The 25,133-nt window shown below is 63.9% G+C and carries 25 protein-coding genes and 1 pseudogene; 15 read left to right on the forward strand and 11 right to left on the reverse strand.

Features of this window, described 5'->3' with window-relative positions; all coding sequences use genetic code 11:
• The first annotated feature begins 643 nt into the window (after positions 1–643).
• Positions 644–1,180 carry a hypothetical protein gene (locus tag L0U81_RS18185; RefSeq protein ID WP_233804925.1) on the forward strand — a complete coding sequence of 179 codons (537 nt, stop codon included), beginning with the start codon at positions 644–646 and terminating at the stop codon, positions 1,178–1,180.
• A 68-nt stretch (positions 1,181–1,248) separates the two neighbouring features.
• On the opposite strand, the gene L0U81_RS18190 is transcribed toward L0U81_RS18185, so the two are convergent.
• Positions 1,249–1,680, reverse strand: coding sequence for a hypothetical protein (locus tag L0U81_RS18190; RefSeq protein ID WP_233804926.1), 432 nt, complete (start codon positions 1,678–1,680; stop codon positions 1,249–1,251).
• A gap of 123 nt (positions 1,681–1,803) precedes the next feature.
• Entirely contained in the window at positions 1,804–2,049 is a 246-nt protein-coding gene (locus L0U81_RS18195; protein ID WP_233807972.1) for a hypothetical protein, read from the reverse strand.
• Here L0U81_RS18195 and L0U81_RS18200 point away from each other — a divergent pair.
• Entirely contained in the window at positions 1,991–3,394 is a 1,404-nt protein-coding gene (locus L0U81_RS18200) for an MFS transporter (RefSeq protein ID WP_233804927.1), read from the forward strand. The two genes, L0U81_RS18195 and L0U81_RS18200, sit on opposite strands and share 59 nt — an antisense overlap.
• A gap of 30 nt (positions 3,395–3,424) precedes the next feature.
• Here the strand turns inward: L0U81_RS18200 and L0U81_RS18205 are convergent, their stop codons facing one another.
• Complete coding sequence (locus L0U81_RS18205; RefSeq protein WP_233804928.1) at positions 3,425–4,477, reverse strand: S1C family serine protease; 1,053 nt, start codon at positions 4,475–4,477, stop codon at positions 3,425–3,427.
• A gap of 168 nt (positions 4,478–4,645) precedes the next feature.
• Here L0U81_RS18205 and L0U81_RS18210 point away from each other — a divergent pair, with 168 nt between their 5' ends.
• The gene (locus tag L0U81_RS18210) at positions 4,646–5,044 is read left to right on the forward strand and encodes a VOC family protein (RefSeq protein WP_233804929.1); all 399 of its coding nucleotides are present in this window, start codon (positions 4,646–4,648) and stop codon (positions 5,042–5,044) included.
• A gap of 163 nt (positions 5,045–5,207) precedes the next feature.
• Positions 5,208–6,134 (forward strand): polyphosphate kinase 2, encoded by a 927-nt coding sequence (ppk2, locus tag L0U81_RS18215; RefSeq protein WP_233804930.1) that lies wholly within the window; start codon positions 5,208–5,210, stop codon positions 6,132–6,134.
• Positions 6,135–6,233: 99 nt separating this feature from the next.
• On the opposite strand, the gene L0U81_RS18220 is transcribed toward ppk2, so the two are convergent.
• Entirely contained in the window at positions 6,234–7,820 is a 1,587-nt protein-coding gene (locus L0U81_RS18220) for an inorganic phosphate transporter (protein ID WP_233804931.1), read from the reverse strand.
• 239 nt (positions 7,821–8,059) lie between these two features.
• On the reverse strand, positions 8,060–8,653 hold the full coding sequence (locus L0U81_RS18225; protein WP_233804932.1) for a short chain dehydrogenase: 594 nt from the start codon (positions 8,651–8,653) through the stop codon (positions 8,060–8,062).
• Positions 8,654–8,863: 210 nt separating this feature from the next.
• On the opposite strand from L0U81_RS18225, the gene L0U81_RS18230 reads away from it, so the two are divergent.
• A complete protein-coding gene (locus tag L0U81_RS18230; protein ID WP_233804933.1) occupies positions 8,864–9,709 on the forward strand; it encodes a CHAD domain-containing protein in 846 nt (281 codons plus the stop codon).
• Between the two features lie 105 nt (positions 9,710–9,814).
• Entirely contained in the window at positions 9,815–11,410 is a 1,596-nt protein-coding gene (locus L0U81_RS18235; protein ID WP_233804934.1) for a GGDEF domain-containing protein, read from the forward strand.
• A gap of 10 nt (positions 11,411–11,420) precedes the next feature.
• Here L0U81_RS18235 and L0U81_RS18240 read toward each other — a convergent pair whose 3' ends face one another.
• The 3 genes from L0U81_RS18240 to L0U81_RS18250 all read right to left on the reverse strand — a co-directional run bounded on the left by L0U81_RS18240 (position 11,421) and on the right by L0U81_RS18250 (position 14,435).
• Positions 11,421–12,539, reverse strand: coding sequence for a VTT domain-containing protein (locus tag L0U81_RS18240; RefSeq protein WP_233804935.1), 1,119 nt, complete (start codon positions 12,537–12,539; stop codon positions 11,421–11,423).
• 190 nt (positions 12,540–12,729) lie between these two features.
• Positions 12,730–13,368: a GTP cyclohydrolase I FolE gene (gene folE / locus L0U81_RS18245; protein ID WP_233804936.1), complete on the reverse strand. Its 639-nt coding sequence runs from the start codon at positions 13,366–13,368 to the stop codon at positions 12,730–12,732.
• Positions 13,369–13,505: 137 nt separating this feature from the next.
• Positions 13,506–14,435, reverse strand: coding sequence for a LysR family transcriptional regulator (locus tag L0U81_RS18250; protein ID WP_233804937.1), 930 nt, complete (start codon positions 14,433–14,435; stop codon positions 13,506–13,508).
• Between the two features lie 371 nt (positions 14,436–14,806).
• On the opposite strand from L0U81_RS18250, the gene L0U81_RS18255 reads away from it, so the two are divergent.
• The 5 genes from L0U81_RS18255 (at position 14,807) to pcaC (ending at position 19,047) form a co-directional block, all read left to right on the forward strand.
• Positions 14,807–15,514, forward strand: a complete 708-nt coding sequence (locus tag L0U81_RS18255) for a 3-oxoacid CoA-transferase subunit A (protein WP_233804938.1) — start codon at positions 14,807–14,809, stop codon at positions 15,512–15,514.
• 13 nt (positions 15,515–15,527) lie between these two features.
• Positions 15,528–16,187: a 3-oxoacid CoA-transferase subunit B gene (locus tag L0U81_RS18260; protein ID WP_233804939.1), complete on the forward strand. Its 660-nt coding sequence runs from the start codon at positions 15,528–15,530 to the stop codon at positions 16,185–16,187.
• 285 nt (positions 16,188–16,472) lie between these two features.
• Positions 16,473–17,852 carry a 3-carboxy-cis,cis-muconate cycloisomerase gene (locus tag L0U81_RS18265; RefSeq protein ID WP_233804940.1) on the forward strand — a complete coding sequence of 460 codons (1,380 nt, stop codon included), beginning with the start codon at positions 16,473–16,475 and terminating at the stop codon, positions 17,850–17,852.
• 5 nt (positions 17,853–17,857) lie between these two features.
• Positions 17,858–18,649 carry a 3-oxoadipate enol-lactonase gene (gene pcaD, locus L0U81_RS18270; RefSeq protein ID WP_233804941.1) on the forward strand — a complete coding sequence of 264 codons (792 nt, stop codon included), beginning with the start codon at positions 17,858–17,860 and terminating at the stop codon, positions 18,647–18,649.
• A complete protein-coding gene (gene pcaC, locus L0U81_RS18275; protein ID WP_233804942.1) occupies positions 18,646–19,047 on the forward strand; it encodes a 4-carboxymuconolactone decarboxylase in 402 nt (133 codons plus the stop codon). Before pcaD ends, pcaC begins: the two co-directional genes overlap by 4 nt.
• Before the next feature lie 464 nt (positions 19,048–19,511).
• Here the strand turns inward: pcaC and L0U81_RS18280 are convergent, their stop codons facing one another.
• From L0U81_RS18280 to L0U81_RS18290, 3 genes are read right to left on the reverse strand one after another with little or no spacing between them, the layout of a single operon-like run.
• A complete protein-coding gene (locus L0U81_RS18280) occupies positions 19,512–19,904 on the reverse strand; it encodes a hypothetical protein (RefSeq protein ID WP_233804943.1) in 393 nt (130 codons plus the stop codon).
• 14 nt (positions 19,905–19,918) lie between these two features.
• Positions 19,919–20,308, reverse strand: a complete 390-nt coding sequence (locus tag L0U81_RS18285; RefSeq protein WP_233804944.1) for a hypothetical protein — start codon at positions 20,306–20,308, stop codon at positions 19,919–19,921.
• Complete coding sequence (locus L0U81_RS18290; RefSeq protein ID WP_233804945.1) at positions 20,305–20,676, reverse strand: tlde1 domain-containing protein; 372 nt, start codon at positions 20,674–20,676, stop codon at positions 20,305–20,307. The genes L0U81_RS18285 and L0U81_RS18290 overlap by 4 nt, the downstream gene beginning before the upstream one ends.
• A gap of 295 nt (positions 20,677–20,971) precedes the next feature.
• Here L0U81_RS18290 and L0U81_RS18295 point away from each other — a divergent pair.
• The 4 genes and pseudogenes from L0U81_RS18295 to L0U81_RS18310 form a co-directional block, all read left to right on the forward strand.
• A pseudogene (locus tag L0U81_RS18295) lies at positions 20,972–21,475 on the forward strand (amino acid synthesis family protein); the annotation flags it as partial.
• 173 nt (positions 21,476–21,648) lie between these two features.
• Positions 21,649–23,601 (forward strand): ABC transporter permease, encoded by a 1,953-nt coding sequence (locus tag L0U81_RS18300; RefSeq protein WP_233804946.1) that lies wholly within the window; start codon positions 21,649–21,651, stop codon positions 23,599–23,601.
• Positions 23,598–24,410, forward strand: a complete 813-nt coding sequence (locus L0U81_RS18305) for an ABC transporter ATP-binding protein (protein WP_233804947.1) — start codon at positions 23,598–23,600, stop codon at positions 24,408–24,410. Before L0U81_RS18300 ends, L0U81_RS18305 begins: the two co-directional genes overlap by 4 nt.
• Positions 24,407–25,120 (forward strand): ABC transporter ATP-binding protein, encoded by a 714-nt coding sequence (locus L0U81_RS18310; RefSeq protein WP_233804948.1) that lies wholly within the window; start codon positions 24,407–24,409, stop codon positions 25,118–25,120. Before L0U81_RS18305 ends, L0U81_RS18310 begins: the two co-directional genes overlap by 4 nt.
• Positions 25,121–25,133: the final 13 nt, after the last annotated feature.

Genomic DNA, 25,133 nt, shown 5'->3' on the forward strand with positions numbered 1-25,133 from the left:
CCGTGCGCTTATAAGTCCGAGGGCAAACCGTAAGGCCTATGAAAAATCCGAGTTGCGCCCGTCGACCGTCGGCTGTCGATTCGCGGCGAAGTGTTATTCGCGTTATGCGGACAGTTAATTACGCACCTTGCAATAATTCATTCTCGAATGCGGGATTATGTGAATTAATCGTGTAAATGCAGGTTCGCAAAATGCGGCGATTTTTAGCGATGAGTGGGCGGATGCGCTGTCAAGCCCGACGAGGTCGTCAGAGGGTTACGGAGCAGGGATCCGGGACGGGCTGGGGAACCCGAATGGCGCCGTGTCCGATGATTCCCATTGTTTTGCGCAATGCAGTCTTCCAGAGAACGCCTTAAATCGAGGTGGGATGCCTCTTATAATGATGAGAGACCCCTTCGACCAAAGGGTGTCTTTTTCATTTTTACTCGCGGCCTTCCGGCCGCGTTTTTTTTTGTGCAATTTTTAAATCGGATTTATACGTTCTCGCGTAGAGGGAAATAGAACTTTTCGATCGTTGGGGCGGCTTCGTCGTTGCGAACGCGACTTGTCCGTTCGTCAGAGTGAGCCGGGCGAAGGCGGCCGGGCAGGTAGAATCGCGGGTTCGAAATCTGTTTTGCGCCCCCGCGAAGTGAGTGAACCTGTGATGAACGACACGCCCTTTCCCTCGTCCGACACGAATGCCGGGTTTCTGGCCGACGACTCGTCCGGAGTGGACGACAGCGTGCACGAAGACCGGCTGTGGCGCGACAGCGGCTGGACCGCGCGCATTATCAAGAACGAAGACGACGATGGCTGGGCCGTCGAAATGATCAAGGACGGCGAGGCGGAGCCCGCGCTCGTTGGTCCTTGGACGATGGGCCGCAACAAGAAGGATCCGAAGCCGCTCGACGTATCGGCGTTCAACACGCTCGTGAAAACGGCGTCGGAGGTGCTGCGTCGTCACGAGCAGCAGCTGCGCGCACAACTGCACAAGGCGGTGCGCGTGCCGAGCGCGGACGGCAACGACGAGCTCGACATCACGCTCGATATCATCCCCGACGAAGACGAGCCGTACGCGCTGTTGAGCGCGCTCGATATCTTTGGCGAGCAGATCGCGCAAGTGCAGGTTGCGCCGACGTTCAAGCTCAGCAAGGCGAGCGCCGCGGCATGGGTTGCAAACGAGTTTCGTCGGCCGGGGTGAGCGACGGTGGCAGGCGCCGTTGCGTAGCGAAGGCCGCATGCAGCGCGGGTCGCGGATGTCACCAAACTCTAGCTGCGCTTGCAAAAAATCGCGGTGATGAGCGGTGCGACGTGATGCACGATCGCCGTGCTGCCGGCGTTCTGAAGCGCGCTTTTCACCTTGTCGTCGCTGCCGAACACGACGACGCCATACGCGGACTGGGCGACCGGCTCACCGTCGCCGACCCGGAACAGCGGGTCGTCTTTTTCGAAGCCGACCACCGCGAATACGCGGAAGCCAAACGCGGTCAGATGCACATCGGGCATGGGCGAGAACGCGTTGATCGAGTTGCTTTCGACGTGCGTCGGCTTCGGGTTGATCAGCTGTTGCCGCACGAGATCAGCGATGAACTGGTGGCCGCTCTCATTGCACACCAGGGGCGCGTCGAGCTCCACTGCGAACGAAGAGAGCGGCAGCACGGCGGCTGCGGCAAACAGCAGAAGGACGAGAAGACGGTTCATGAGCGTGGGCGGTCGTCTGCAGTCGATGTCGCGGGCCAGCAACGGCCGCGCCATCCCGTGACGACACGAACGGTGCTGCGCATCGATCGGACTCCGCGTGACAGGCACAACTGGATTCGCACTTTATCGCGATTCGGCGAAGTCCGCTTTCTTTGCTCCATTGGACGGTGTGCCGGTCGAGTTGCGCAACCAGCTCGCGGTCAATCTGGAGTACGACACGATCGGTTCCCTTCGCGCAACAACATTTGTTGCCGCCGCGATGCCATAATCGACGCTTTCCATAGATGGCTGGCCGCCCGTCGCCACGACAATGCTGCTTGCTTTAGGCGCTTTCATCGTTCCGCTGATCGTCGCGTGCGCGATGTTCATGGAAAACGTGGACGGAACGGTCATCGTGACGTCGCTGCCGGTTCTCGCGCGCGACCTCGGCCACGATCCGATCACGCTGAAGCTCGCGGTCACCGCGTATGTGATCGGCCTGGGCGTCTTTATCCCGATCTGCGGCTGGGTCGCCGACCGCTTCGGTTCACGCACCGTGTTCCGCACCGCGATCGGCATCTTCATGGCGGGCTCGCTGCTGTGTGCGGCCTCCACTTCGCTCGATACCTTCGTGCTCGCGCGCTTCGTGCAGGGCATCGGCGGCGCGCTGATGGTGCCGGTGGGCCGCATCATCATCTTCCGTTCGGTGCCGAAGTCGGAGTTCATTCGCGCGATGAACTATCTGACGGTACCGGCGCTGCTCGGTCCGGTGGTCGGCCCGCCGCTCGGCGGCTTTATCACGACCTATCTGCACTGGCGTTTGATCTTCGTGATCAACGTCCCGATCGGGCTGCTCGGCATCTGGCTCACCAACAAATACATCGCCAATACGCGCGAGCCGCATCCGGGCCGGCTCGACTGGCTCGGCTTCGTGCTGTCGGCGAGCGGGGCTTCGCTGTTCATGCTCGGGCTGTCGCTGGTCGGTGGCGAGCTGGTATCTACGCGCGCATCGGTCGGCATGTGCGTGACCGGCATCGTGCTGCTGCTGGCTTATGTGCTGTACGCGAACCGCGTCGCGCTGCCGGTGCTCGATCTGAGTCTGCTGCGTATCCCGAGTTTTCATGCGAGCGTGGTCGGCGGTTCGCTGTTCCGCATCGGTCTTGGCGCCGTGCCGTTCCTGTTGCCGCTCGCATTGCAGGAAGGGCTCGGCATGACCGCGTTCAGAGCCGGCGCGATCACGTGCGCGTCCGCGTTCGGCTCGATCTTCATGAAGACGATGGCGTCGCGCATTCTCGAACGCTTCGGCTTTCGCACCGTGCTGATGGTCAATGCCGCATGCGCGGGTCTTGCGATCGCCGTGTACGGGCTGTTCTTTCCCGGCACGCCGCATTGGGTGATCTGGTGCATCGTGCTGGCGGGCGGCTTCTTTCCGTCTCTGCAATTCACGTCGCTGAATACGCTTGCCTATGCGGATATTCCGAGCAGCGAGGTCGGCCGCGCGACGAGCGTCGCGAGCGTCATCCAGCAGATGTCGCTCGGCCTCGGCGTGACGATCGCGGGCATCGTGTTGCAGATCTCGCATCGCCTGCAGGGGCATCCGACGATCGTGTTCTCCGATTTCTGGCCGGCGTTTCTCGTGGTCGGCCTGTTCTCGTGTCTGTCGATTCCGATTACACGGCGCCTGCCGCGAGACGCGGGCGATGAGATCGCGCGCGGCAGCCGCGGGCGGGCGTAAGCACGCCTCGCTGCCTATCCCGCACTGCTATCACCCCGCCTGCTCCACCGGCGTCACCATTAGATCCACCCGCCGCGCGCCGCGTAACACCGTCACGCTGACCGGCTTGTCGATACGCGATGCGTCGAGTGTGCGTTGCAAGCCATCCACATCCTGCACCGGTTGCGCGTCGATCGCGACGATCGTGTCGTCGGTACGCAAGCCGGCGAGCGCGGCCGGACTACCTTTGACGATCTCCATCACATGCACGCCGCTTTGCGCGCTGAGCCCGAAGTAGCGCTGCACGCGCCGCGACAGCGGCGTCGTCGTGCCGGCCACGCCGATATACGCGCGCCGCACTCGACCGTGCGCGAAGATCTGCATGATGACCCACTTCGCGGTATCGATCGCGGTTGCAAAACAGATGGCCTGTGCGCCAGGGATGATCGCGGTATTCACGCCGATCACCTGACCTGCCGAATTGATCAGCGGTCCGCCCGAGTTGCCCGGATTCAGCGCCGCGTCGGTCTGGATCACGTCGTAGATCATGCGGCCGGAGTTCGAGCGCAGCGATCGGCCGAGCGCCGAAATGACGCCGGTCGTCACCGTCTGCTGCAGCCCGAGCGGATTGCCGACCGCAATCGCGATCTGCCCGACGCGCAGCTTCGACGATTCGCCGAGCTCGACATGGGGCAGCGCCTCCGGTGAGCCGATGCGCAGCACCGCGAGGTCACTGCCGGGATCGTCGCCGACCAGATCGGCGTCGAACTTCGCGCCGTCGGCTAGCGTCACCTGGATATGCGTCGCGCCATGCACGACGTGGCTATTGGTCAGCAGATAGCCGTCGGGCGTGAACAGAAAACCCGAGCCGGTGCCGCCGCGCACGCCGCGCCCATGATGCGCGGACGTGTCGCCGGGCAGCTGGCGTTCGACGGCAATAAACGCGACCGCCTGCTGCACGCGCTCCAGTGCGCCGATCACGGTGCGGGAGTAGGCGTCGAGCAGGGCGTCGTCGTTGTGAGTCAAAAGGTCAGTGGATTGGGGCCCGGGGGCGTCGGATGCGGCGCTCGACAGGTCATCGATGAAGCGTGGGCGGCTTCCCATAACGATGCTCCGGATAGACGGGCTGCGAGATGCGGGGCGCCTCGCGGGTTTTCAAGGGCATCCGGGAGCCTGCGGGGCGCGGTGCGAGACTGACTGTCGGCGCGTGTGAGACACTTTCCCGGGCGCGCCGCCGCACGCTGCTACCCGCGCGCCACGGAGATCCCCTTCATGTCCGCATCGACCGCTTCAGCACCACAATCCCCGCAGCCGGATCCACGCATCGAGTCGCTCAGCGCGATCACGCTCGCTACCGGCGACATGCAGCGCGCCGTCGCGTTCTACCAGGCGCTCGGCTTCCCACTCAAGTTCGGCGGTTCGCGCGAGGCGTTCACGTCGTTTGAGTTCGGCGGTTCATATCTGAACCTGATCGCCGATCCGCGCGCGCCGGTCAACTGGTGGGGGCGCGTGATCATCTATGTGTCGGACGTCGATGCGATCTACGACAAGGCACTGGCGGCGGGTCTGCAGCCGTCGTTCGCGCCGTCGGATGCGCCGTGGGGCGAGCGCTATTTTCATATCACCGATCCGGACGGCCACGAATTGAGCTTCGCGCGAGCGTTGCGCTAACGGCGGGGGTCCGTGCAAAACTCGCTATCATGCGTGTTACCACGCTTGTGCAGCGCTCGCCCATGCGGTAACACGCCTGACACCTCGCGCTTCGATAATCGAACGCGTCCGCGTCGCGCCAGCCGCCGCGCGCCAACTTATTCCTGTTGCGAGGAGAGCCGCAATGAAAGAGCCGGATCCGAGGTCTCATACCGAACTGATGGCGGAGCGGCAACGCCGGTTCGAGGAAGACCTCATCGATGCCTATGACGAAGAACTCGAAATGGAAGTCGATGACCGCATCATCGACGGCGCAGCCGCTTTTACGCCCGAGCGTCGTGAGGCGCGCAAGCAGTACTTCCGCGAACTGTTCCGGCTGCAAGGAGAGCTGGTCAAGCTGCAGGACTGGATCGTCCAGACCGGGCATCGGCTCGTGGTGATCTTCGAGGGACGCGACGCGGCCGGCAAGGGCGGCGCGATCAAGCGCATCACGCAGCGCCTCAATCCGCGCGTGTGCCGCGTGGCCGCGTTGCCCGCGCCGAATAACCGCGAGCGCACTCAATGGTATTTTCAGCGCTATGTATCGCATCTGCCGGCGGGCGGCGAGATGGTGCTATTCGATCGCAGCTGGTACAACCGCGCGGGCGTCGAGCGTGTGATGAACTTCTGCACTGACGACGAGTACGAAGAGTTTTTCCGTTCGGTGCCGGAGTTCGAAAAGATGCTGGTGCGCAGCGGCGTGCAGATCCTCAAGTACTGGTTTTCGATCACCGACGAAGAGCAGGAACTCCGCTTCCAGAACCGCATTCATGATCCGCTCAAGCAGTGGAAGCTGAGCCCAATGGATCTGGAGAGCCGGCGACGCTGGGAAGCGTATACGCTGGCGAAGGAAGTGATGCTGCAGCGCTCGCATATTACCGAGGCGCCGTGGTGGGTCGTGCAGGCCGTCGACAAGAAACGCGCGCGTCTGAACTGCATTCAGCATCTGCTGAGCCAGGTGCCGTATCACGAGATCGAGCATCCGCATATCGAGTTGCCGTCGCGGGTCTATCACGAAGACTACAGCCGTCAGCCGGTGCCTCAGTCGATGATCGTGCCCGAGGTGTATTAGAGAGCGGATTGCACGTCATAGCTCGCCAACGAAAAAGCGCGGTACGTCTATGAACGTACCGCGCTTTTTTTCGGGCTTCGCTCTGCCACGCCGGCGAACTCAGAACACCGTACGGAATAGCCAGTACAACCCGCCCGCAAGCGCGATCGACGCGGGTAGCGTCAACACCCAGGCGAGCGCGAGGCTGCGCACGGTGGCCCATTGCAGACCCGAGCCGTTGGCCGCCATCGTGCCGGCCACGCCGGAAGAGAGCACGTGGGTCGTCGACACCGGCAGACCGTAGACGTCGGCGGCGCCGATCGTGACCATTGCGACGACTTCCGCCGCCGCGCCTTGGCCGTACGTCAGATGCTGCTTGCCGATCTTCTCACCCACCGTGACGACGATGCGCTTCCAGCCGACCATCGTACCGAGCCCCAGTGCGATTGCGACCGCCACCTTGACCCACGGCGGAATGAATTTGGTCGCATGATCGATCTGTGTTCTGAAGTTGGCAATGATCTTCGTGTCCTCGGGCGAGAACTGCGGCTCATTGGCCTTCTGCATCAGACGGATCGCCTCAGACGTGACATACATGTTGTTGCGCACGTTATCGACGATGCTTTGCGGCACCGCGGCCATCGAGCCCGATTCGCCGACCTGGCGGCCGATCTGCTCGGTCAGTTGCTGCAGTGCCGGCAGTGTGGCGGGCGTCAGCGTACGGGTGCGCACGAAGGCCTCGACATCGGCGCGCGGATCCGCGGAAGGCGCCACGCCCTGCGTGTAGCGCGACAGCATCGCCGCGGTTTGATGCGCGACCGCGACGAAGTTCTGCGTTTGCGCCGGCGTGACCGCCTTGTTCAATGCATAGGCGGTGGGCACCGTACCGATTAGGATCAGCATGATCAGGCCCATGCCTTTCTGGCCGTCGTTCGAGCCATGCGCGAACGACACGCCCGTGCAGGTCAGAATCAGCAGGCAGCGAATCCAGAACGGCGGCGGCTCCTTGCCCTTCGGCTCGGCATACAGCGCAGGCACGCGCACGACGGCCTTCATGATCAGCAGCAGCAAGCCCGCGAGCAGAAAGCCCACGATTGGCGAAAACAGCAGCGATTTGCCGACGCCGAGCGCCTGATTCCAGTCGACGCCGCTCGTGCCGTTCGTGCCATGCATCAGCTGATTCATCAGACCCACGCCTATGATCGAGCCGATCAGCGTGTGCGAACTCGACGACGGCAGGCCGAAAGACCAGGTGCCGAGGTTCCAGATGATCGCGGCGATCAGCAGCGCGAACACCATCGCGAAGCCTGCGCTGCTGCCGACTTGCAGGATCAGCTCGACGGGCAGTAGTTGCAGCACGCCGAAGGCGACTGCCCCGGTCGACGTCAGCACGCCGAGAAAATTCCACGCGCCGGACCAGACGACCGCGAGATTCGGCGTCAGCGAGTGCGTATAGATAACGGTGGCGACCGCGTTGGCCGTGTCGTGAAAGCCGTTGACGAACTCGAAGCCGAGCGCGATCAGCAGTGCGACGCCGAGCAGAAAATACGGCATCACGGAGCTTTCGCGCACGGGCTGCAGATCGTCTATCAGATGCACGGCGCAATACACGGCGCCGGCAATGAGCAGGGCGACGAAAATAACCAGGCCTGCACTACGGCCTTTGCCGCTGGCGGCGCCTGGTTGCGGATACGAAAGTTCCGGCATGACGTGAGCCCCGAAAAAGTGGTCGCAGAGTTCTGGATGCTGCTTTCGCTGTGTGTCGGAATGATGACGACCGCGTGACGGCCATGGGGTACAGAAAAACAGACTCGGCGCGGCCTATCCTACCCGGCTTACGCCGGTAATTACTACACCGGATGGCGGATTGGGTTAGCAAGATGTCCGAATCGACCGGTGAAGCAAATTGCGAACAAAGCGAGGCGGCGAACACCCTGAAATGACGTTTACGATGCGCTGATCACTTCACCACTCGCGCTGCCGACGAGGCTGCGTTTATAAGCCTGCGCGACGATTTCGGCCGGCACCCCTTGCGACGGATCACGGCCCATCGATTCGAGCGTCTCGGCGACCCAGCCCGGGCTCACCACATTGACGCGTGCCTTGCCGCGCAACTCGAGCGCGGCCGAGCGCGCAAACGCTTCGACACCGGCATTGACGATGCTGACCGCGGCGCTGCCTTCCATCGGTTGTTGCGCGAGCACGCCGCTCGTCAGCGTGAACGAGCCACCTTGTGACACATGCGCAATGCCGCAGCGCACCAGGTTGACCTGGCCCATCAGCTTGTTGGCAAGGCTAAACGAAAAGTCTTCGTCGGCGAGTGACGCGAGCGGCGCGAATTTCGCCGCTCCCGCCGCGCAAACAATTGCATCGAAGCTGCCACCTTGTGCATACATCGCTTCGATGCTGCGTTTGTCCGACAGGTCGACATGCAGTTCGGAGCCCTTGCGGCTCGCGCCGACCACGTCATGCTCGGCCGCGAGCAGCCGCACGATGTGCGAGCCGAGCAGGCCCGTTGCACCGACAACGAGTATGCGCATACATCCTCCCAGGATCTGTTTGCGATGTTTGCCGCACTGCACATCGCATCGTCGAGTCATGCGATGCGCGCGGTCCTACCGGTCGAGGATAGACGCTGGCGATGCGACCTGCCATCGCGTGATCGGCAAAGCGGCTGACATGCGCCGCGAATCCCCCGTGAGCATTATTTTTGCTGCGCTGGAAGTAACGTCAGGTTTCCTGGAGCGTCGATGAAGGAAGACAGCGAGACAGTCAACGAGCCGGCCGGCGGAGCAACGGCGCAGCAGGCCTTCGCGTCCTACGCCGCGCCGCTGGTCGACGAGGCGATCGAACTCGCCGGGGGGATCCGCGACGACGCATCAGCCGAAACGCTGCACGAACTGCGCGTGTCGCTGCGACGTCTGCGCTCGTTGTGGTGGGCGTTCGCGCCGCTATTGGACAAGGGCGAGAATGCCCGCCAACGGGCTGTCTACAAGTTTCTCGCCACAGCGGCGGGTAAAACGCGCGATTGGGACATCCTGATCGAATTGCTCGCGCAGGAAGACAGCGGCGCACAAGCGTTGCTGCCGAAGCTCGAGCAGGCGCGCAGCGACACACTGGCGACCAGCCGTGAAACGCTCACCACTGCCGACGTCAAACGCCTGCTGCGCGATGCGTTGGCCGCCACTTCCGAGGAACTGAACGCCGCGCACGAATCGGATATTGCACTGCGTAAATTTGCTGCCGAACGCATAGGCGCGTCGGAGCGCTCGTTGAAAAAGCGCATCAAACGTGCACGCCGTGCGAAACGCTCGCACTACGAAGCCTTTCACGATGTCAGAAAAGCGGGCAAGAGACTGCGCTATCTATTCGAATTTTTCGGGCCGGTGCTGAGAAGCGGTCATAAGCGCATGCTTAGACGGTTGAAGAAAATCCAGAAGCGGTTCGGCATGCTCAACGATACAGTCGCCAGTGAGGCGCTGTTGCGTGACCATGCCCCATCGCTTGCCAACGCTGGCGACATCGAGGCCGCCTTGCAGTGGCTCGACAGGAAACGCAAACGCCGCTTGCGCGCGGCGTCGGGGCTGCTGGGCTGATCGGGCGCGCCCGATCCTCGCTAGTGCAGAGGATGCCCAGCCTGGAATGCACGATGCACCGTGCTGCCGGTGCGCAAGAATAGTCCGCGAAAGGAGGCGATGAGCGTGGCACAGCAAGCGCTTTCGCTGCGTCATCGGATTCACAAGACGCTGCGTGTCGTCCGAGTCGAGATGACCCGCTATGTGGGCAACCGCCCTTGGGTGGCCGGCGTCGCCGGCACGCTGGTCGCGTTGGCCATGTCGATTCTGATCGCGCTGGAGGTCGGCGCAGGCCGCAGTGAGACGCTCGATCATGCGCGCCAGACTTCGCAAAACCTCGTGTCGATCATTTCCGCGGATCTCGGGCGCAACGTCGAGATTTACAGTCTGTCGCTGCAGTCGATGGTGGATGGCGCGCGCGATCCGGTCACGTGGACGCTGCCTGTCCCCGTTCGCCAGGCGATGCTGTTCGATCGCGCCACGACCGCGGCCTATCTCGGCGGTGCTTACGTAATCGACGCCAACGGCCAGGTGGCTGCCGCCCAGTATGAAGGCGCGAACACCACCGTCCATCTTGACGACCGCGAATACTTTCAGGTGCACCTGAGCAATCCGGCGGCGGGCCTGTATTTCTCGCATCCGTTCATGTCGCGGCTGCGCGGCGGCAAGCTGTCGATCGCGCTCACACGGCGCATCGACGACGCGCAAGGCCGCTTTGCCGGCATCGCGCTGCTCGCGATCCGCATTGAGTACTTCCAGCATCTGCTCGACCGGATCGATACGGGTGCGCAAGGTTCGGTCTTCATCGTGATGACGGATGGCACCCTGCTCGCGCGCAAGCCGTTTGCCGCGCAGGAGGTCGGCTTGAACATCGCAAACTTGCCGAATTTTCACGAGATGACCACGCACGACTCGGGCACCTACGAGTCGATCTCGCCGGTCGACGGCGTGCGTCGCATCTACACCTACGCGCATGTGCCGCGCACGCCGCTGATCGCGGTGGTCGCGCCCGCCGTCGACGACGTGCTCGCGCCGTGGCAGCGTCGCAGCCATGTGGCCGCTGCGCTGACCATCGCGTTCGGCGCGGTGTTCGTGTTCGTATCGTGGCTGCTCGCGTTCGCGCTGCGCGACAAGCAGCGCGCGCAGGCTGCGCTACAGCGTCTGGCCGCCACCGATCCGCTGACCACGCTCAACAATCGCCGCGTGCTCGACAAGCGGCTCGACGACGAATGGCGGCGCGCGCGACGCGAGAACAAGCCGCTGTCGGTGCTGTTCATCGATATCGATCACTTCAAGATTTTCAACGACACCTACGGCCATGAGAGCGGCGACGAGGTGTTGATCGCGGTGGCCGATTGCATCGCGTCGGTGGCGCGACGCTCGGCTGATCTGGTCGCGCGCTATGGCGGCGAAGAGTTCGCGGTAGTGCTGCCGGATACCACGGCGCAGGGCGCGTTCGCGGTCGCGGAGCGGATCCGCCGCAAGGTTGAAAGCCAGGTCATCGTGAGGGGACAGGGTGCGCCGCTCGGAGTCACGGTGAGCCTCGGCTGCGCGACGGCGCTGCCGGCGTCGGCCGACGCCGCGAACGGGTTCGATCTGCTGGCCGCCGCCGATCAACAGCTATATGTGGCGAAAAACCAGGGGCGCAATCGCACCAGCTCGGCGCAGTGGAAGGAGGGGGCGGCGGAGCAGGCGGCTTCTCGTGCGGGGGCCGGGCTTTAACGCTATGCACTCACCGGGCAGGCGCGCTTTGCTCGCCCGATGGCGCGAACCCGCGCAACGTCACCGCCGCTGACGTTGCGTCCCGCAACGCCGAGGGCTGCGGATCAGCAGCCGAACCGTCCGTGTAAGCCAGCAACTGCACCGGGAAGCCGCGCCGCTGCCATGCATCGAGTCCGCCGCGCAGCGCGCGAATCCGCGTGTAGCCGTTGCTGCGCATATGTTGCGAGACTTCGAGCGCGGTCGCGCTGTCCGGGCAGATGCAATAGATCACCATGTCGTGCGCGCGCAGCGCGCCGTCGATCTGTTCGGGCGAATGCGGATCGAGCGCGAGTGCATTGGGGATCCGGTGTCGCAGGTCGAGCAGCGGGGCGCCGGGCCGCGCATCGAGCACCCGGGACGGCGCCATGTGGCTCATTCGACTGAGGCGTCGCCAGCGCCACGACATTCTCGACGCGGCGCTCGCCGGTGAGGCGTAGGTCGGCGCGGCCAGCATCGGCGTGGATGGGCCCGACGCGGCTCGCGCGAAGCGACGCCGTTCGCGATAGCGCAGATGCAGCCGGTAGAGCAGGTAGACGAGCGCCACCGTAAGAATAATGTCGGCGAGCGTGCCGCCGCGTTGCTCGACGAACGCGCGCAGCATGTGCAGCTCGCGTTCCACCGCCGCGCCGCCGAGCAGCCAGAATGTCGCCCACGCGACCACGCTCGCCAGATCCCACAGCGCGTAGATGCGGAAATCGACGGCCGTCGTGCCCATCAGCGGCGGCGTGATGAGCCCGAGCCCGGGGACGAACTTCGAAATCGACACGAGCGAAACACCAAAGCGTTCGAACAGTGAGCGCGCCGTTTCGAGCTTCACATCGACGGCAGGCGACAGGCGGCCGAGCCACGCGAGCAGCTTGCGGCCGAACAGCCGGCCGGCCACGAACCAGGTGCCGTCGCCGATCAATGCGCCCAGCACCGCCGCGCCGAGAATCGGCCAGAACGAAAGGGTGCCCGCGGCGATCGCCGAGCCCGCGAACAGCAGCATCGGCACGGCCGGAATCGGTACGCCGAGGCGCGTCAGCAGGACGTTGGCGAATACGATCGCGCTACCCCAGGTTGAAACCGCCGACAACGGAAACTGGACCAATCGAGGCGCTCCCTTTGCTGCTATTGAGCCGGCGTGCCTGCAATTACGCAACTAACTGTCAATCCCGCGTGCTCACCGCGACATTGCCCGTGAGCTTGAGCAGAGTGCGCGCGAAGCGCAAGGTCGATTCGCAAGGGCGGGGGGCGGCATCGTCAGCGAACCGCAAACAGCCCCGCCGATGTTCACCCCGTCAGGCATTCGGCATCGCCACCACGCCCGGATTTCCGACGATCGCCAGAAACTCCCGCCGTGTCGACGGATCGGTGCGGAACGTGCCGAGCATGCGCGACGTGACCATCGTGACGCCGGCCTTATGGACGCCGCGCGTCGACATGCACTGATGCGCGGCTTCGAGAATCACGCCGACGCCGGCCGGCTGCAGCACGTCGTTCAGCGTATCGGCGATTTGCACCGTCATCTTTTCCTGGATCTGCAGCCGCTTCGCGAACGCATCGACGAGACGTGCGAGCTTCGAAATGCCAACCACACGATGATTCGGCAGATACGCGACGTGCGCGCGTCCGATGATCGGCACCATATGGTGCTCGCAATAGCTTTCGAAGCGGATGTCCTTCAGCACGATCATTTCGTCGTAGCCGTCCACTTCGGAGAAAGTGCGCGCGAGGATTTCGCGCGGATCGATCTGATAGCCGGCGAAGAACTCCTCGTAAGCGCGCACCACGCGCGCCGGCGTGTCGATCAGGCCTTCGCGGCTGGGATCGTCGCCGGCCCAGCGCAGCATCACGCGCACGGCCGCTTCAGCTTCTTCGCGGCTCGGGCGTTCGGCGGCCGCTGCGGGTTTGGTTTTCTTTGCCTTGCTGCTGGTCATGCGTCGTCCTCCTGGATCGCGCGTCGACGCTGCACGGCGCGCGGGGTCAGTAACTGAGGCCATTGTTCCATGTTTTGCACCCGAGGGTGCCAATGTCCCCTGTGTTGCCGGGGCAGTCGCGGGCTTGGTTCAATCGACTACTTCGGCCATTCGTCCATCGCATCGTTGAACAGCTCGGCGACCACGCCGCGCAGCCAGCTCAGGCGCGGATCGTTATTGAACTTGCGATGCCAATGCTGCCGCAGATCGAAGCGCGGCAGTGGCAGCGGCGGCTCCACGAGCATGATCGACGCATGCTCCGACACGTACGCGAAGCCGATCGCATGCGGCACGGTCGCAAGCAGATCGGTGCGCGCAAGGATGAACGGCAGGCTCATGAAATGCGGTGTTTCAAGCACGGCGCGTCGCCTGATGCGCTTCTTTTCTAGGTACTGCTCGAGCACTTCCTGGCTGCGTCCCTCGGCGCGCACGACCGCGTGCCCCGACGCCACGTATTGCGCGAGCGTGAGCGGTTCCTTCGACAATGGATGCCCGCTGCGCATCAGGCAGATGAAGCGATGCGTGAAGAGCCGCTGCTGAAAGAAGTTGTTGCCCGACAGATCCGGAAAATAGCCGACGGCGAGATCGACATCGCCCGATTCGAGCCCGCGTTCCACCTGCGCCGGCGACAGCGACACCGAGCGCAGATTCGCGGACGGCGCGCGCTCGGCGAACAGTTGCAAGAGACGCGGCAGAAACACGATCTCGCCGACGTCGGACAGCGCGATTGAGAACGTATGCGTGCTCGTCGCCGGATCGAAGTCGTGCACGTCGAGCATGCCTTTCTCGATACGCAGCAGCGCGTCGCGCGCGGCGGGCAGGATCGCGAGCGCGCGCGGCGTCGGCTCCATGCCTTTCGATGTGCGTACGAACAGCGGATCGTCGAAGTACTCGCGCAGGCGGCCGAGCGCGGTGCTGACGCGCGGCTGGCTCACGCCGAGCTGCACGGCGGCGCGGCTCACGTTGCGCGTGTCTTCCATCGCGACCAGATAGGGGATCAGATTCAGATCCAGAGGTGTCTCGGACATGCTTGTTATGGCTTGCGGGGCGGGCGAGGCAAGGCGGTGCCTATCCCATGTCGTTATAGAGCCTAGTTGAGATATCGCCCACAAGCATAGTGGGATTTTGCGTGGCCGGCTTTTTCGCGCGCAGGCCGAGCGCGACGCAGGCCGCCGCCGCTGCGCAGAGCGACCTATGATGAAGGGGATTTCCCCGCCTTGACAACCCGGCCAATGGACAACCATAATCGCGAGATCGTTCGCTAAACGAATCACTGTTCACAGTGCGAACAATTCAGCCGCGAACCCATCGAAGGCGCCAGCCCGCTCACCATCTCGCGAGCCTTGCCGGTTAAGGCTGTCAGCCCAGCGGCACGTAGCGCCCCCAAAGGAAATTCGACATGATCAACAAGATTTTCGAGACACTTCAATCGGCGGTTGCCGACGTCCACGACGGCGCGACCGTCATGATCGGCGGCTTCGGCACGGCCGGCATGCCGTCCGAGCTGATCGACGCGCTGATCGAGCAGGGCGCGCGCGACCTGACCATCGTCAACAACAATGCAGGTAACGGCGACATCGGCCTCGCAGCGCTGCTGAAGGCCAAGCGCGTGCGCAAGATCATCTGCTCGTTCCCGCGCCAGACCGACTCGTATGTGTTCGACGCGCTCTATCGCGCCGGCGAAATCGAACTCGAACTCGTGCCGCAAGGCAACCTCGCCGAGCGCATCCGCGCCGCGGGCGCGGGCATCGGCGGCTTCTTCACGCCGACCGCGTACGGCACCAAGCTCGCCGAAGGCAAGGAAACGCGCCTGATCGACGGCCGTCACTACGTGCTCGAAGCGCCGCTGCATGCCGACTTCGCGCTGATCAAGGCGTACAAGGGCGACCGCTGGGGCAACCTGATCTATCGCAAGACCGCGCGTAACTTCGGGCCGATCATGGCGAGCGCCGCGAAGACGGCGATCGTGCAAGTGTCGGAAGTGGTGCCGCTCGGCGGCCTCGATCCGGAAGAAATCGTCACGCCCGGCATTTTCGTGCAACGCGTGATCGAGGTGCCGCAAGCGGCGCATGCCCCGACACCCAATCCTCACGACGCTGCTGCCTGACCCGGAGACCGACATGAAGAAACTGACCCGCGATGAAATGGCCAAGCGCGTTGCCCAGGACATCCCTGAAGGCGCTTATGTGAACCTCGGCATCGGCGTGCCGACGCTGGTGGCGAACCACCTCGCCGCCGACAAGGAAATCTTCCTGCACAGCGAAAACGGTCTGCTCGGCATGGGCCCGGCACCGGAGAAGGGCGAGGAAGACGACGAACTGATCAACGCCGGCAAGCAGCACGTCACGCTGTTGACGGGCGGCGCCTACTTCCACCACGCGGATTCGTTCGCGATGATGCGCGGCGGCCATCTCGACTTCTGCGTGCTCGGCGCGTTCCAGGTGTCGGCGAAGGGCGACCTCGCGAACTGGCACACCGGCGCGCCCGACGCGATTCCGGCGGTGGGCGGCGCGATGGACCTCGCGATCGGCGCGAAGCAGGTCTACGTGATGATGGAACACCTGACCAAGCAGGGCGAAAGCAAGATCACCGCCGAGTGCTCGTACCCGGTCACCGGTATCGGCTGCGTGACCCGTATCTACACGGACCTCGCGATGATCGACGTCACGAAGGAAGGTCTCGTCGTGCGCGAGATTTTCACGGACGTCGGCTTCGACGAACTGCTGAAGCTGACCGGCGTGCCGATGACCGACGGCACCCAGGCTGCGCGCGCGGCCTGATGGTTGGCTGAGGCGTTACGGTGGCGGTCTGCTCGACGGCCGCACCGATCGCCTCGTCTGAACGACACGTTACGTCGCATCCACGCAGTGCGCGCCGTAGCGCAAACAGGCCAGCGCTGATGGGGCAAACCCCTCGTCAGCGCTGGCCTGCCAACTTCGGCGACGTGCCCGCGGCGTTTGGCGCACAATACGCAGCACGTGCCGCGGCACACATTGCACCGCACCTGCTTCGAGCCGCCGCGCGCCGCTTTCTCACTTCCGATTCCCTCGAACATCGACGTCACCATGCTCGACTCCAGCGCCCGTCTGACTGGCCTTCTTTGCGGCACGCAGCCGATGAACGACATCTGGGCGCCGCGTGCCACGCTGCAGCGGATGCTCGACGTCGAAGCCGCGCTCGCGCGCGCTTCGGCCGCTCATCAAGTCATTCCTGAATCTGCCGTTCCCGCGATCGAAGCCGCCTGCCAGGCCGATCAACTCGACGCCGATGCGCTCGCGCGCGACGCGGCGCTCGGCGGCAACCTCGCGATTCCGCTCGTCAAACAACTGACCGCGCGCGTCAAAGCCGCCGATGCCGAAGCGGGCAAATACGTGCATTGGGGCGCGACGAGCCAGGACATCATCGACACGGCGACGGTGCTGCAACTGCGCGACACCTTCGAGCTGCTCGACAGCGGCCTGCAATCCACCTGCGACGCGATCGCGAAACTCGCGGCCGCCCATCGCGCGACGCCGATGATCGGCCGCACGTGGCTCCAACAGGCGCTGCCGATTACGCTAGGCCTCAAATTCGCGCAATGGCTCGACGCGCTGTTGCGTCATCGCGAGCGGCTCGATGCGCTGCGCGAGCGCGTGCTCGTGCTGCAATTCGGCGGCGCGGCCGGCACGCTCGCGAGTCTGCGCGAGGCGGCACCGCAGGTCACGCAGTCGCTCGCCAAAGAACTCGGCCTCGCGGTGCCGACCTTGCCGTGGCACACGCAGCGCGACCGCATCGCCGAAACGGCGTCGCTGTTCGCCATGTTGATCGGTACGCTCGGCAAGATCGCGCGCGATGTTTCGCTGCAGATGCAAACCGAAATCGACGAACTCGCCGAGCCCGCCGCGGCCGGCAAGGGCGGTTCATCGACGATGCCGCACAAGCGCAACCCGGTCGGCTGCGCGGCGGTGCTGACGGCCGCGACACGCGCGCCGGGACTGCTGGCAACCGTGTTCGCGGGCATGGTGCAGGAGCACGAGCGCGCGCTCGGCGGCTGGCAGGCCGAATGGGACGCGCTGCCGGATCTCGCGCGCCTCGCGGGCGGCGCGCTCGCGAACATCGAACAGATCGTCGCGGGTCTGAACGTCAACGAGGCGCGCCTCGCCGCGAATCTCGACGTCACGCACGGCCTGATCCTTGGCGAAGCGGTGATGCTCGCGCTCGGCGACAGCATTGGCCGGCTCGACGCGCATCATCTGGTCGAGCGCGCGTCGAAGGCGGCGATCCGTGACGGCAAGACGCTGTACGACGTGCTCGCCGCCGACCCGGCCGTCACCGAACATCTTTCGCTCGAGCGCCTGAAGCAGCTGCTCGATCCCGCTCAATACGTCGGCCAGGCGCACGCATATGTCGACGCCGCGCTGGCGCTTCACACCACGCGCGCGCAGCGCGCCCATTCCAAGGAGTAACCGGCATGCCCTACGCCGCAGTCAACGGCACCGAGCTTCACTATCGTATCGACGGCGATCGTCATGGCCACGCGCCGTGGCTCGTGCTGTCGAATTCGCTCGGCAGCGATATGTCCATGTGGTCGCCGCAGGTCGCGGCGTTGTCGAAGCACTTCCGCGTGCTGCGCTACGACACGCGCGGCCACGGTCATTCGGAAGCACCGAAGGGTCCGTACACGATCGAGCAGCTGAGCGGCGACGTGCTCGGCCTGATGGATACGCTGAAGATCGCGCGCGCGCATTTCTGCGGGCTGTCGATGGGCGGCCTGACCGGCATCGCGCTCGCCGCGCGTCACAGCGACCGCTTCGAGCGCATCGTGCTGTGCAATACGGCCGCGCGCATCGGCTCGCCGGAAGTGTGGGTGCCGCGTGCCGCGAAGGCGCGCCAGGAAGGCATGTTCGCGCTTGCCGACGCGGTGCTGCCGCGCTGGTTCACGGCAGACTTCTTTGAGCGCGAGCCGGTCGTGCTGGCGATGATCCGCGACGTGTTCGTGCATACCGACAAGGAAGGCTACGCATCGAACTGCGACGCGATCGACGCGGCCGATCTGCGCCCCGAAACGCCGGGTATCAAGCTGCCGACGCTCGTGATCAGCGGCACGCACGATCTGGCCGCGACGCCCGCGCAAGGCCGCGAACTCGCGGCGGCGATTCCGGGCGCGCGTTACGTTGAGCTCAACGCTTCGCATATTTCCAACATCGAGAAGGTCGACGAGTTCACGAAGGCCGTGCTCGACTTCCTGACGGAGACAAAATGAACGACGAAGACCGCTACGAAGCTGGCATGGGGGTGCGTCGCGCGGTGCTGGGCAACGCGCACGTGGACCGTTCGCTCACGAACCGCACCGAGCTGACCGAGGAATTCCAGAACCTGATCACGCGCTATGCGTGGGGCGAGATCTGGACGCGTGAAGGTCTGCCGCGTCATACGCGCAGCCTGCTGACAATCGCGATGATGGTTGCGTTGAACCGCAGCGAAGAACTCGCGCTGCACCTGCGCGCCGCGAAGAACAACGGCGTGACGCGCGAGCAGATCAAGGAAGTGTTGCTGCAGACGGCGATCTACTGCGGCGTGCCGGCCGCTAACTCCGCGTTCCATCTGGCCGACAAGCTGTTCCGCGAGGACGATGCGGCGGCCGCGGCGGCGAAGTCGTAAAGACTGCGCATTGTAGTTTTCCGCTTCATTCAGCAAACGCGCGACGGACTTCTCCGTCGCGCTGTGAGCGTCGACGCGCATGGTGTCGCGCTCATCCTCCAGCGCGACCAACAGCAGTTCAAATCAGTGGGCCGCCTTCGACACCGCGCGCAGTTCAACGAGCAGTTCCTGCGGCAGGTACTGGCGGTAGGAAGGGTTGCGGTGGCGGCCGGCCATTTCAGTTCGTCCGTTCCGACCGGCTGCGACAGGTCGGGACTGTCTTGCGTTCAATGCAGGTCAGCGGGCCAGGGCAATGAACCACAGTAGAGTGACGTTCACCACCGGAATGAAGGCAAGCAGCGACCAGGCTCCCGCATATCCCGCCTTCTTCGGGATCAGTCATAGCGAGGCAGGGGCCCTACGACGCGCCGCTCGGAGGCAAAAAAGACCCGCGCGATTCGGGTCTGGGTCTGAACGGGCGCGGCTCATTCGATCTGCCTGTACCGAGTGTCCGCGCCGGCACGCTGCAACTGTTTCGAAACGATAAGAAACTGTTCGTCACTAATCGTACACTCCCGTTCGCCTATCTCGTACACAGCAACCAGCTTGATCTTATTTCCGTTTCGCTCCTCAAATGTAATCTGATAGACCCCGCGCCACATGGGTTCGCCGTCCTCATATTTACCGATCTTCTCGGACGCCAGTCGCACGGCCCTTGTTTTCGAGGCATCGAAATCCAGGGAGAGGATGTCAGTTTTTCGTAGCGCCATCTGAGCCAAATAGGCTGGGAACCGGTCGCCGCATGGCGGGTATGGTCCGGTTTCCGCTAGGCATAATGCGGGAAGGGATAGCAGCAGGACTGCAAAAGCGTGTTTCATGGGTTCAAAGGGCCTCACTCTATCTGCTTGAACATTCTGTCGTTCTCGACTCCTGGCAGCAAATGCTTCGAAACGACAAAGACCTCCACGGAACTCATCGAGCATTCAAATTCGCCAGCGTCGTTCACAGTAATCACCTTGACCTTATTTCCGTTTTTCTCATGGAAGGTAATGTGATAGACCTCACGCCACATTTGTTCGCCATCCTCATATTTTCCTATTTTTTCGGACGCGAGTTGCACGGCTTGGGTTTTCGTATAGTCGATATTGCCAAGCATGCCTGCGTCTTTTAGGCTGTTTTCGGCGATGTTGGTCGGCCACCTGTCGCATGGCGGGTTCGGTCTGCCTTGCGCCAGGCATAACGCGGGGAGGGATAGCAGCAGGGCTGCAAGAGCGCGTTTCATGGATGTTCCACCCTAAGCATTCTGTCGCCACTGTTCCAGATTTGCTTGCGATATGGCAAGTGCAGAACGATACATCCATTTGACGCGTTGCCGGGATCGGTCTGACTGTCGCCGTGGATCATGAAGGCGGAACGTTCGCCTAAGCACGTTCCGCAAACAGGGTTAAGCCGCATCGAGAACGGTCCAGTTTTATGGTGCGGAAACGGTGCCGTAATTTCATACAGGCCAACGGGGATTGGTCCCCAGTCGCGGACATACTGGCTACTGTGTTTATTCTTGTGCTCTCCCTTGCCGGAATATCCCTTATCTGTGATTAATTTGTCGTTGTGATACAACAAGTGGCTCTCATGCTTGTAAATCCACACCATCGTCCTTTCCTCGCTGGTTGCACGAGCCAACGATTACACCAGACCGTCTGGTTGCACACAATTTTTAAGATGTGCGTCAGTTTGATCTGCATCCCCATGTGTCGTGTGACGGCCCCCGGTCTCCCGAGGTCCGCTTGGGGTCGGCGAACGGTCAAAATCACAGGGTGTGGTTATTCAATTTCGTCCTTTGCGGTGGGCCGATTCGTGGGGAAGACAGAACTACGCCGCAACGATTGGCGGCGGGTGGGGGCCTCGCGAAAGAGACGATCGTCGGCAAGGATGGCTTGCACTGAAGCGCCGCGCAGTCGCGATCGAGGTGATCGATAATCCGTATGCGGGCCGCCATGAGCCGAAGCTCGACGCGTTGATCGAAGACGGCGAGGAACTCGGCGCGCTGCTCGGCAAGCGCTGCGTCGAGGCGCTCGGCATCGTGCCGGGGCAGGCGCAAAGTTACGGCAAGGCGGCGATTGTCGGCGAGGCGGGCAAGCTCGAACATGCGGCCGCGATCCTGCATCCGAAGCTCGGCGCACCGCTGCGCGCGGCGGTCGAGAAGGGCGCGGTGCTGGTGCCGTCGGCGAAGAAGATCGGCACCCTGGGCACCGCGATCGACGTGCCGCTCGGCCACCAGGACGCCGCCTGCGTGCGCAGCCATTTCGACGCGATCGAGACGCGCGTGGCCGACGCGCCGCGCGCGAACGAAATCGTCGTGGCGCTTGCGGTGGCCGCGTCGGGCCGGCCGCTGCCGCGTATCGGCGGCCTGCAGGCGAGCGAGATCAAGGGCGAGGACGGTATGCGCTGAACGGGCGCTTTGTCCCGCCGCTGTGTTGCCTTCGCTTGTTGCCTGGGTTGTTTCGCTGGTAGTGTCCTGCCGTTGACGCGGGCGCGCATGGTGCCGTCCGCGCTGCAACGTCCGCCGATCGGGCCGCTGCGCGTGTTGCGCAAGCGCCGTTCGGCGAGCTGCCGAGGGTCGCGATGCTTTCGAATCTGCTGGTACAACTGGTCAATGGACTCGCCGACGCGTCGACGCTGTTTCTGGTCGCCGCCGGTTTGTCGTTGATCTTCGGCGTGACGCGCATCGTCAACTTCGCGCACGGATCGTTCTATATGTTCGGCATCTACGTCGCGTACAGCATCGCGAGCCGCTTCGGCCACACGGCGGGCGGCTTCTGGTTGTCGGTGCTGGCCGCCGCGCTCGCGGTTGCGGTGCTCGGCGCGCTCGTCGAAATCGTCGTGTTGCGGCGGATCTATCAGGCGCCCGAGCTGTTCCATCTGCTCGCCACTTTTGCGCTCGTGCTGATCTTTCGCGATACCGCGCTATGGCTATGGGGCCCCGACGATCTGTTCGGCCCGCGCGCGCCGCATCTTGCGGGCGCGGTCGATTTTCTCGGCCATCCGCTGCCCACTTACGATATCGCGCTGATCGTGATCGGCCCGGTCGTATTGCTGCTGCTGTGGTACGCGTTGACGCGCACGCGCTGGGGCACGCTGGTGCGCGCCGCGACCCAGGATCGCGAGATGCTCGGCGCGCTCGGCATCAATCAGGCGTGGCTGTTTACCGGCGTGTTCTTCGTCGGCGCGTTTCTCGCGGGACTCGGCGGCGCGCTGCAAGGGCCGCGCATGTCGGCGAACCTGTCGCTCGATCTCGAGACGATCGGCAATGCGTTCGTGGTCGTGGTGGTCGGCGGCATGGGTTCGATTCCGGGCGCGTTCGTCGCGGCGTTGCTGATCGCCGAGATCAAGGCGCTGTGCATCGGCATCGGGCACGTGACGATTTTCGGCATTGGTTTGTCGCTGAGCCGCTTCACGCTGGTGGCCGAATTCGTCGTGATGGCGGTCGTGCTGGTGGTGCGGCCGTGGGGGCTGCTCGGCCGCGCGAGCGCCGCGGTGCGCGCGATGGGCGCGCCGGAAACGCCGTTGCGCCCGGCGGGCAAGCGTCTGAAGTGGCTCGCCGCCTCCGCGTTGCTGGTGCTCGTGCTCGCGCCGCTCGCGGCCAACGCGTTTCCGTATATGCCGGTGCTGCTCGTCGAAATCCTGATCGCGGTGCTGTTCGCGACGAGCCTGCATTTCATCATGGGCCCGGGTGGCCTGCATTCGTTTGGCCATGCCGCGTACTTCGGACTGGGCGCGTATGGCGCGGCGCTGTTTCTCAAGGTACTGAATCTGCCGATGGAAGCCGCGTTGCTGCTCGGGCCGCTGCTCGCGGTGGTGGGGGCACTCGTGTTCGGCTGGTTCTGCGTGCGCCTCTCCGGTGTCTATCTCGCGATGCTGACGCTCGCGTTCGCCCAGATCGTCTGGTCGGTCGTGTTCCAGTGGGACGACGTGACCGGCGGCAGCAATGGCATTCTCGGCCTCTGGCCGTCGAACTGGCTGTCGTCGCCGGTCGCGTTCTACTACCTGACGCTCGCGTGCGCGGTGCTCGGTGTGTGGCTGCTGCGCCGCATGCTGTTCTCGCCGCTTGGGTTTGCGATGCGCGCGTCGCGCGATTCCGCGCTGCGCGCCGAGGCGATCGGCATCGACGTGAAGCGGGTGCAGTGGGCGTCGTTCGTGATCGCGGCGTTGTTCTGCGGGCTTGCCGGATCGCTGTACGCGTTTTCGAAGGGCAACATCTCGCCCGAAGTGATCAGCGTGAGCCGTTCGGTCGATGGTCTCGTGATGGCGCTGCTCGGTGGCTTGCAGACCCTGAGCGGGCCGATCGTCGGCGCGGCCGTGTTCACCTGGCTGCAGGATACGGTCGCGCGCCAGACCGACTACTGGCAGGCGCTGCTCGGCTTCGCGATCCTGCTGCTGGTGATCGCGTTTCCGCAGGGTATCGTCGGCTTCATTCGCGAGCGTTTCGGCGATTCGAATGGCGATCAGGCCGACAAGACCAACGGCGGCGCCGCGTCGCCGTCGCAACGGACCGCCGCGGTCAAGGAGGGCCTATGAGCCTGCTGCGCGTAAGCGGTCTGTCGCGATCGTTCGGCGGACTGAAGGCAGTCGACGACGTTTCATTCGAACTCGAAGCCGGTCAACTGCTGGCGCTGCTGGGTCCCAACGGTGCGGGCAAGTCCACCTGTTTCAACATGGTCAACGGCCAGTTGCAGCCGTCGGCGGGGTCGATCCTGCTCGACGGTCATGAACTCGTCGGCATGCGGCCGCGCGATATCTGGCGACGCGGCGTCGGCCGCACGTTCCAGATCGCCGCGACGTTCAACTCGATGACGGTGCTCGAAAACGTGCAGATGGCGCTGGTGTCGCGCGAGAAGAAGACCTTCGGCCTGTGGAAGCCAGCGCGCTCGCACTATGCCGACGAAGCGTTCGCGCTGCTCGAACAGGTCGGCATGGGCGCGCACGCGAAGCGTGCGTGCGGCGTGCTCGCGTACGGCGACGTGAAGCGCGTCGAGCTCGCGATCGCGCTCGCGAACCGGCCGAAGCTGCTGTTGATGGACGAACCGACCGCCGGCATGGCGCCGAAGGAGCGCAACGAATTGATGGCGTTGACCAAACGTCTCGTGACCGAACACAGGATCGGCGTGCTGTTTACCGAGCACAGCATGGACGTCGTATTCGCGTACGCCGACCGGATGATCGTGCTTGCGCGCGGCAAGCTGATCGCCGAGGGCGACGCTGACACGATCCGCAACGACGCGCGCGTGCAGGAAGTCTATTTCGGCACGGGGAAGACATTCCGGCCGCACGCGCCGCTACAGGACGCGGCGGACAACGCGCAGAACGGCCAGGGGACGTTGCAATGAGCGAACCGATGCTGAAAGTCTCCGGCCTCAACGCGTTCTACGGCCGCGCGCACATCCTGTTCGACGTCGGCCTCGAAGTCGGCCGCGGCGAGGTGGTCGCGTTGATGGGCCGCAACGGCGCGGGCAAATCGACGACGATGAAAGCGGTAATGGGACTGCTGCCGCGCCGCCACGGCGAAGTGACGTTTCGCGGCCAGAACATCAGCGCGCTGGCGCCGTACAAGATCGCGCGCATGGGGGTCGGTTTCGTGCCCGAGGACCGTCGCGTGTTCGCGGACCTGACCGTGATGGAGAACCTCGACACGGGCCGCCAGCCGCCGCGCGAAGGCGCGCCGCAATGGACCCCCGAAAAGCTGTTCCGCCTGTTTCCGAATCTCGGCGAAATGCCGCAGCGCCCCGGCGGCCAGATGAGCGGCGGCGAGCAGCAGATGCTGACCGTGTCGCGCACGCTGATGGGCAATCCGCATCTGGTGCTGCTCGACGAACCGTCCGAAGGCGTTGCGCCCGTGATCGTCGAGCAGATGGCGAACATGATTCTCGAACTGAAACGCGAAGGGCTGTCCATTCTGTTATCCGAACAGAATCTGCACTTCGCCGAGCTGGTCAGCGACCGCGCGTATGTGCTCGAAAAAGGACAGATCCGTTTCAGCGGCACGATCGGCGAACTCGCACAGAACGAATCAGTGAGGCGCGCTTATCTGAGCGTGTGAATGCATCCGGTAG

This window comes from Paraburkholderia sp. HP33-1, from assembly GCF_021390595.1.
Lineage (GTDB): Bacteria > Pseudomonadota > Gammaproteobacteria > Burkholderiales > Burkholderiaceae > Paraburkholderia.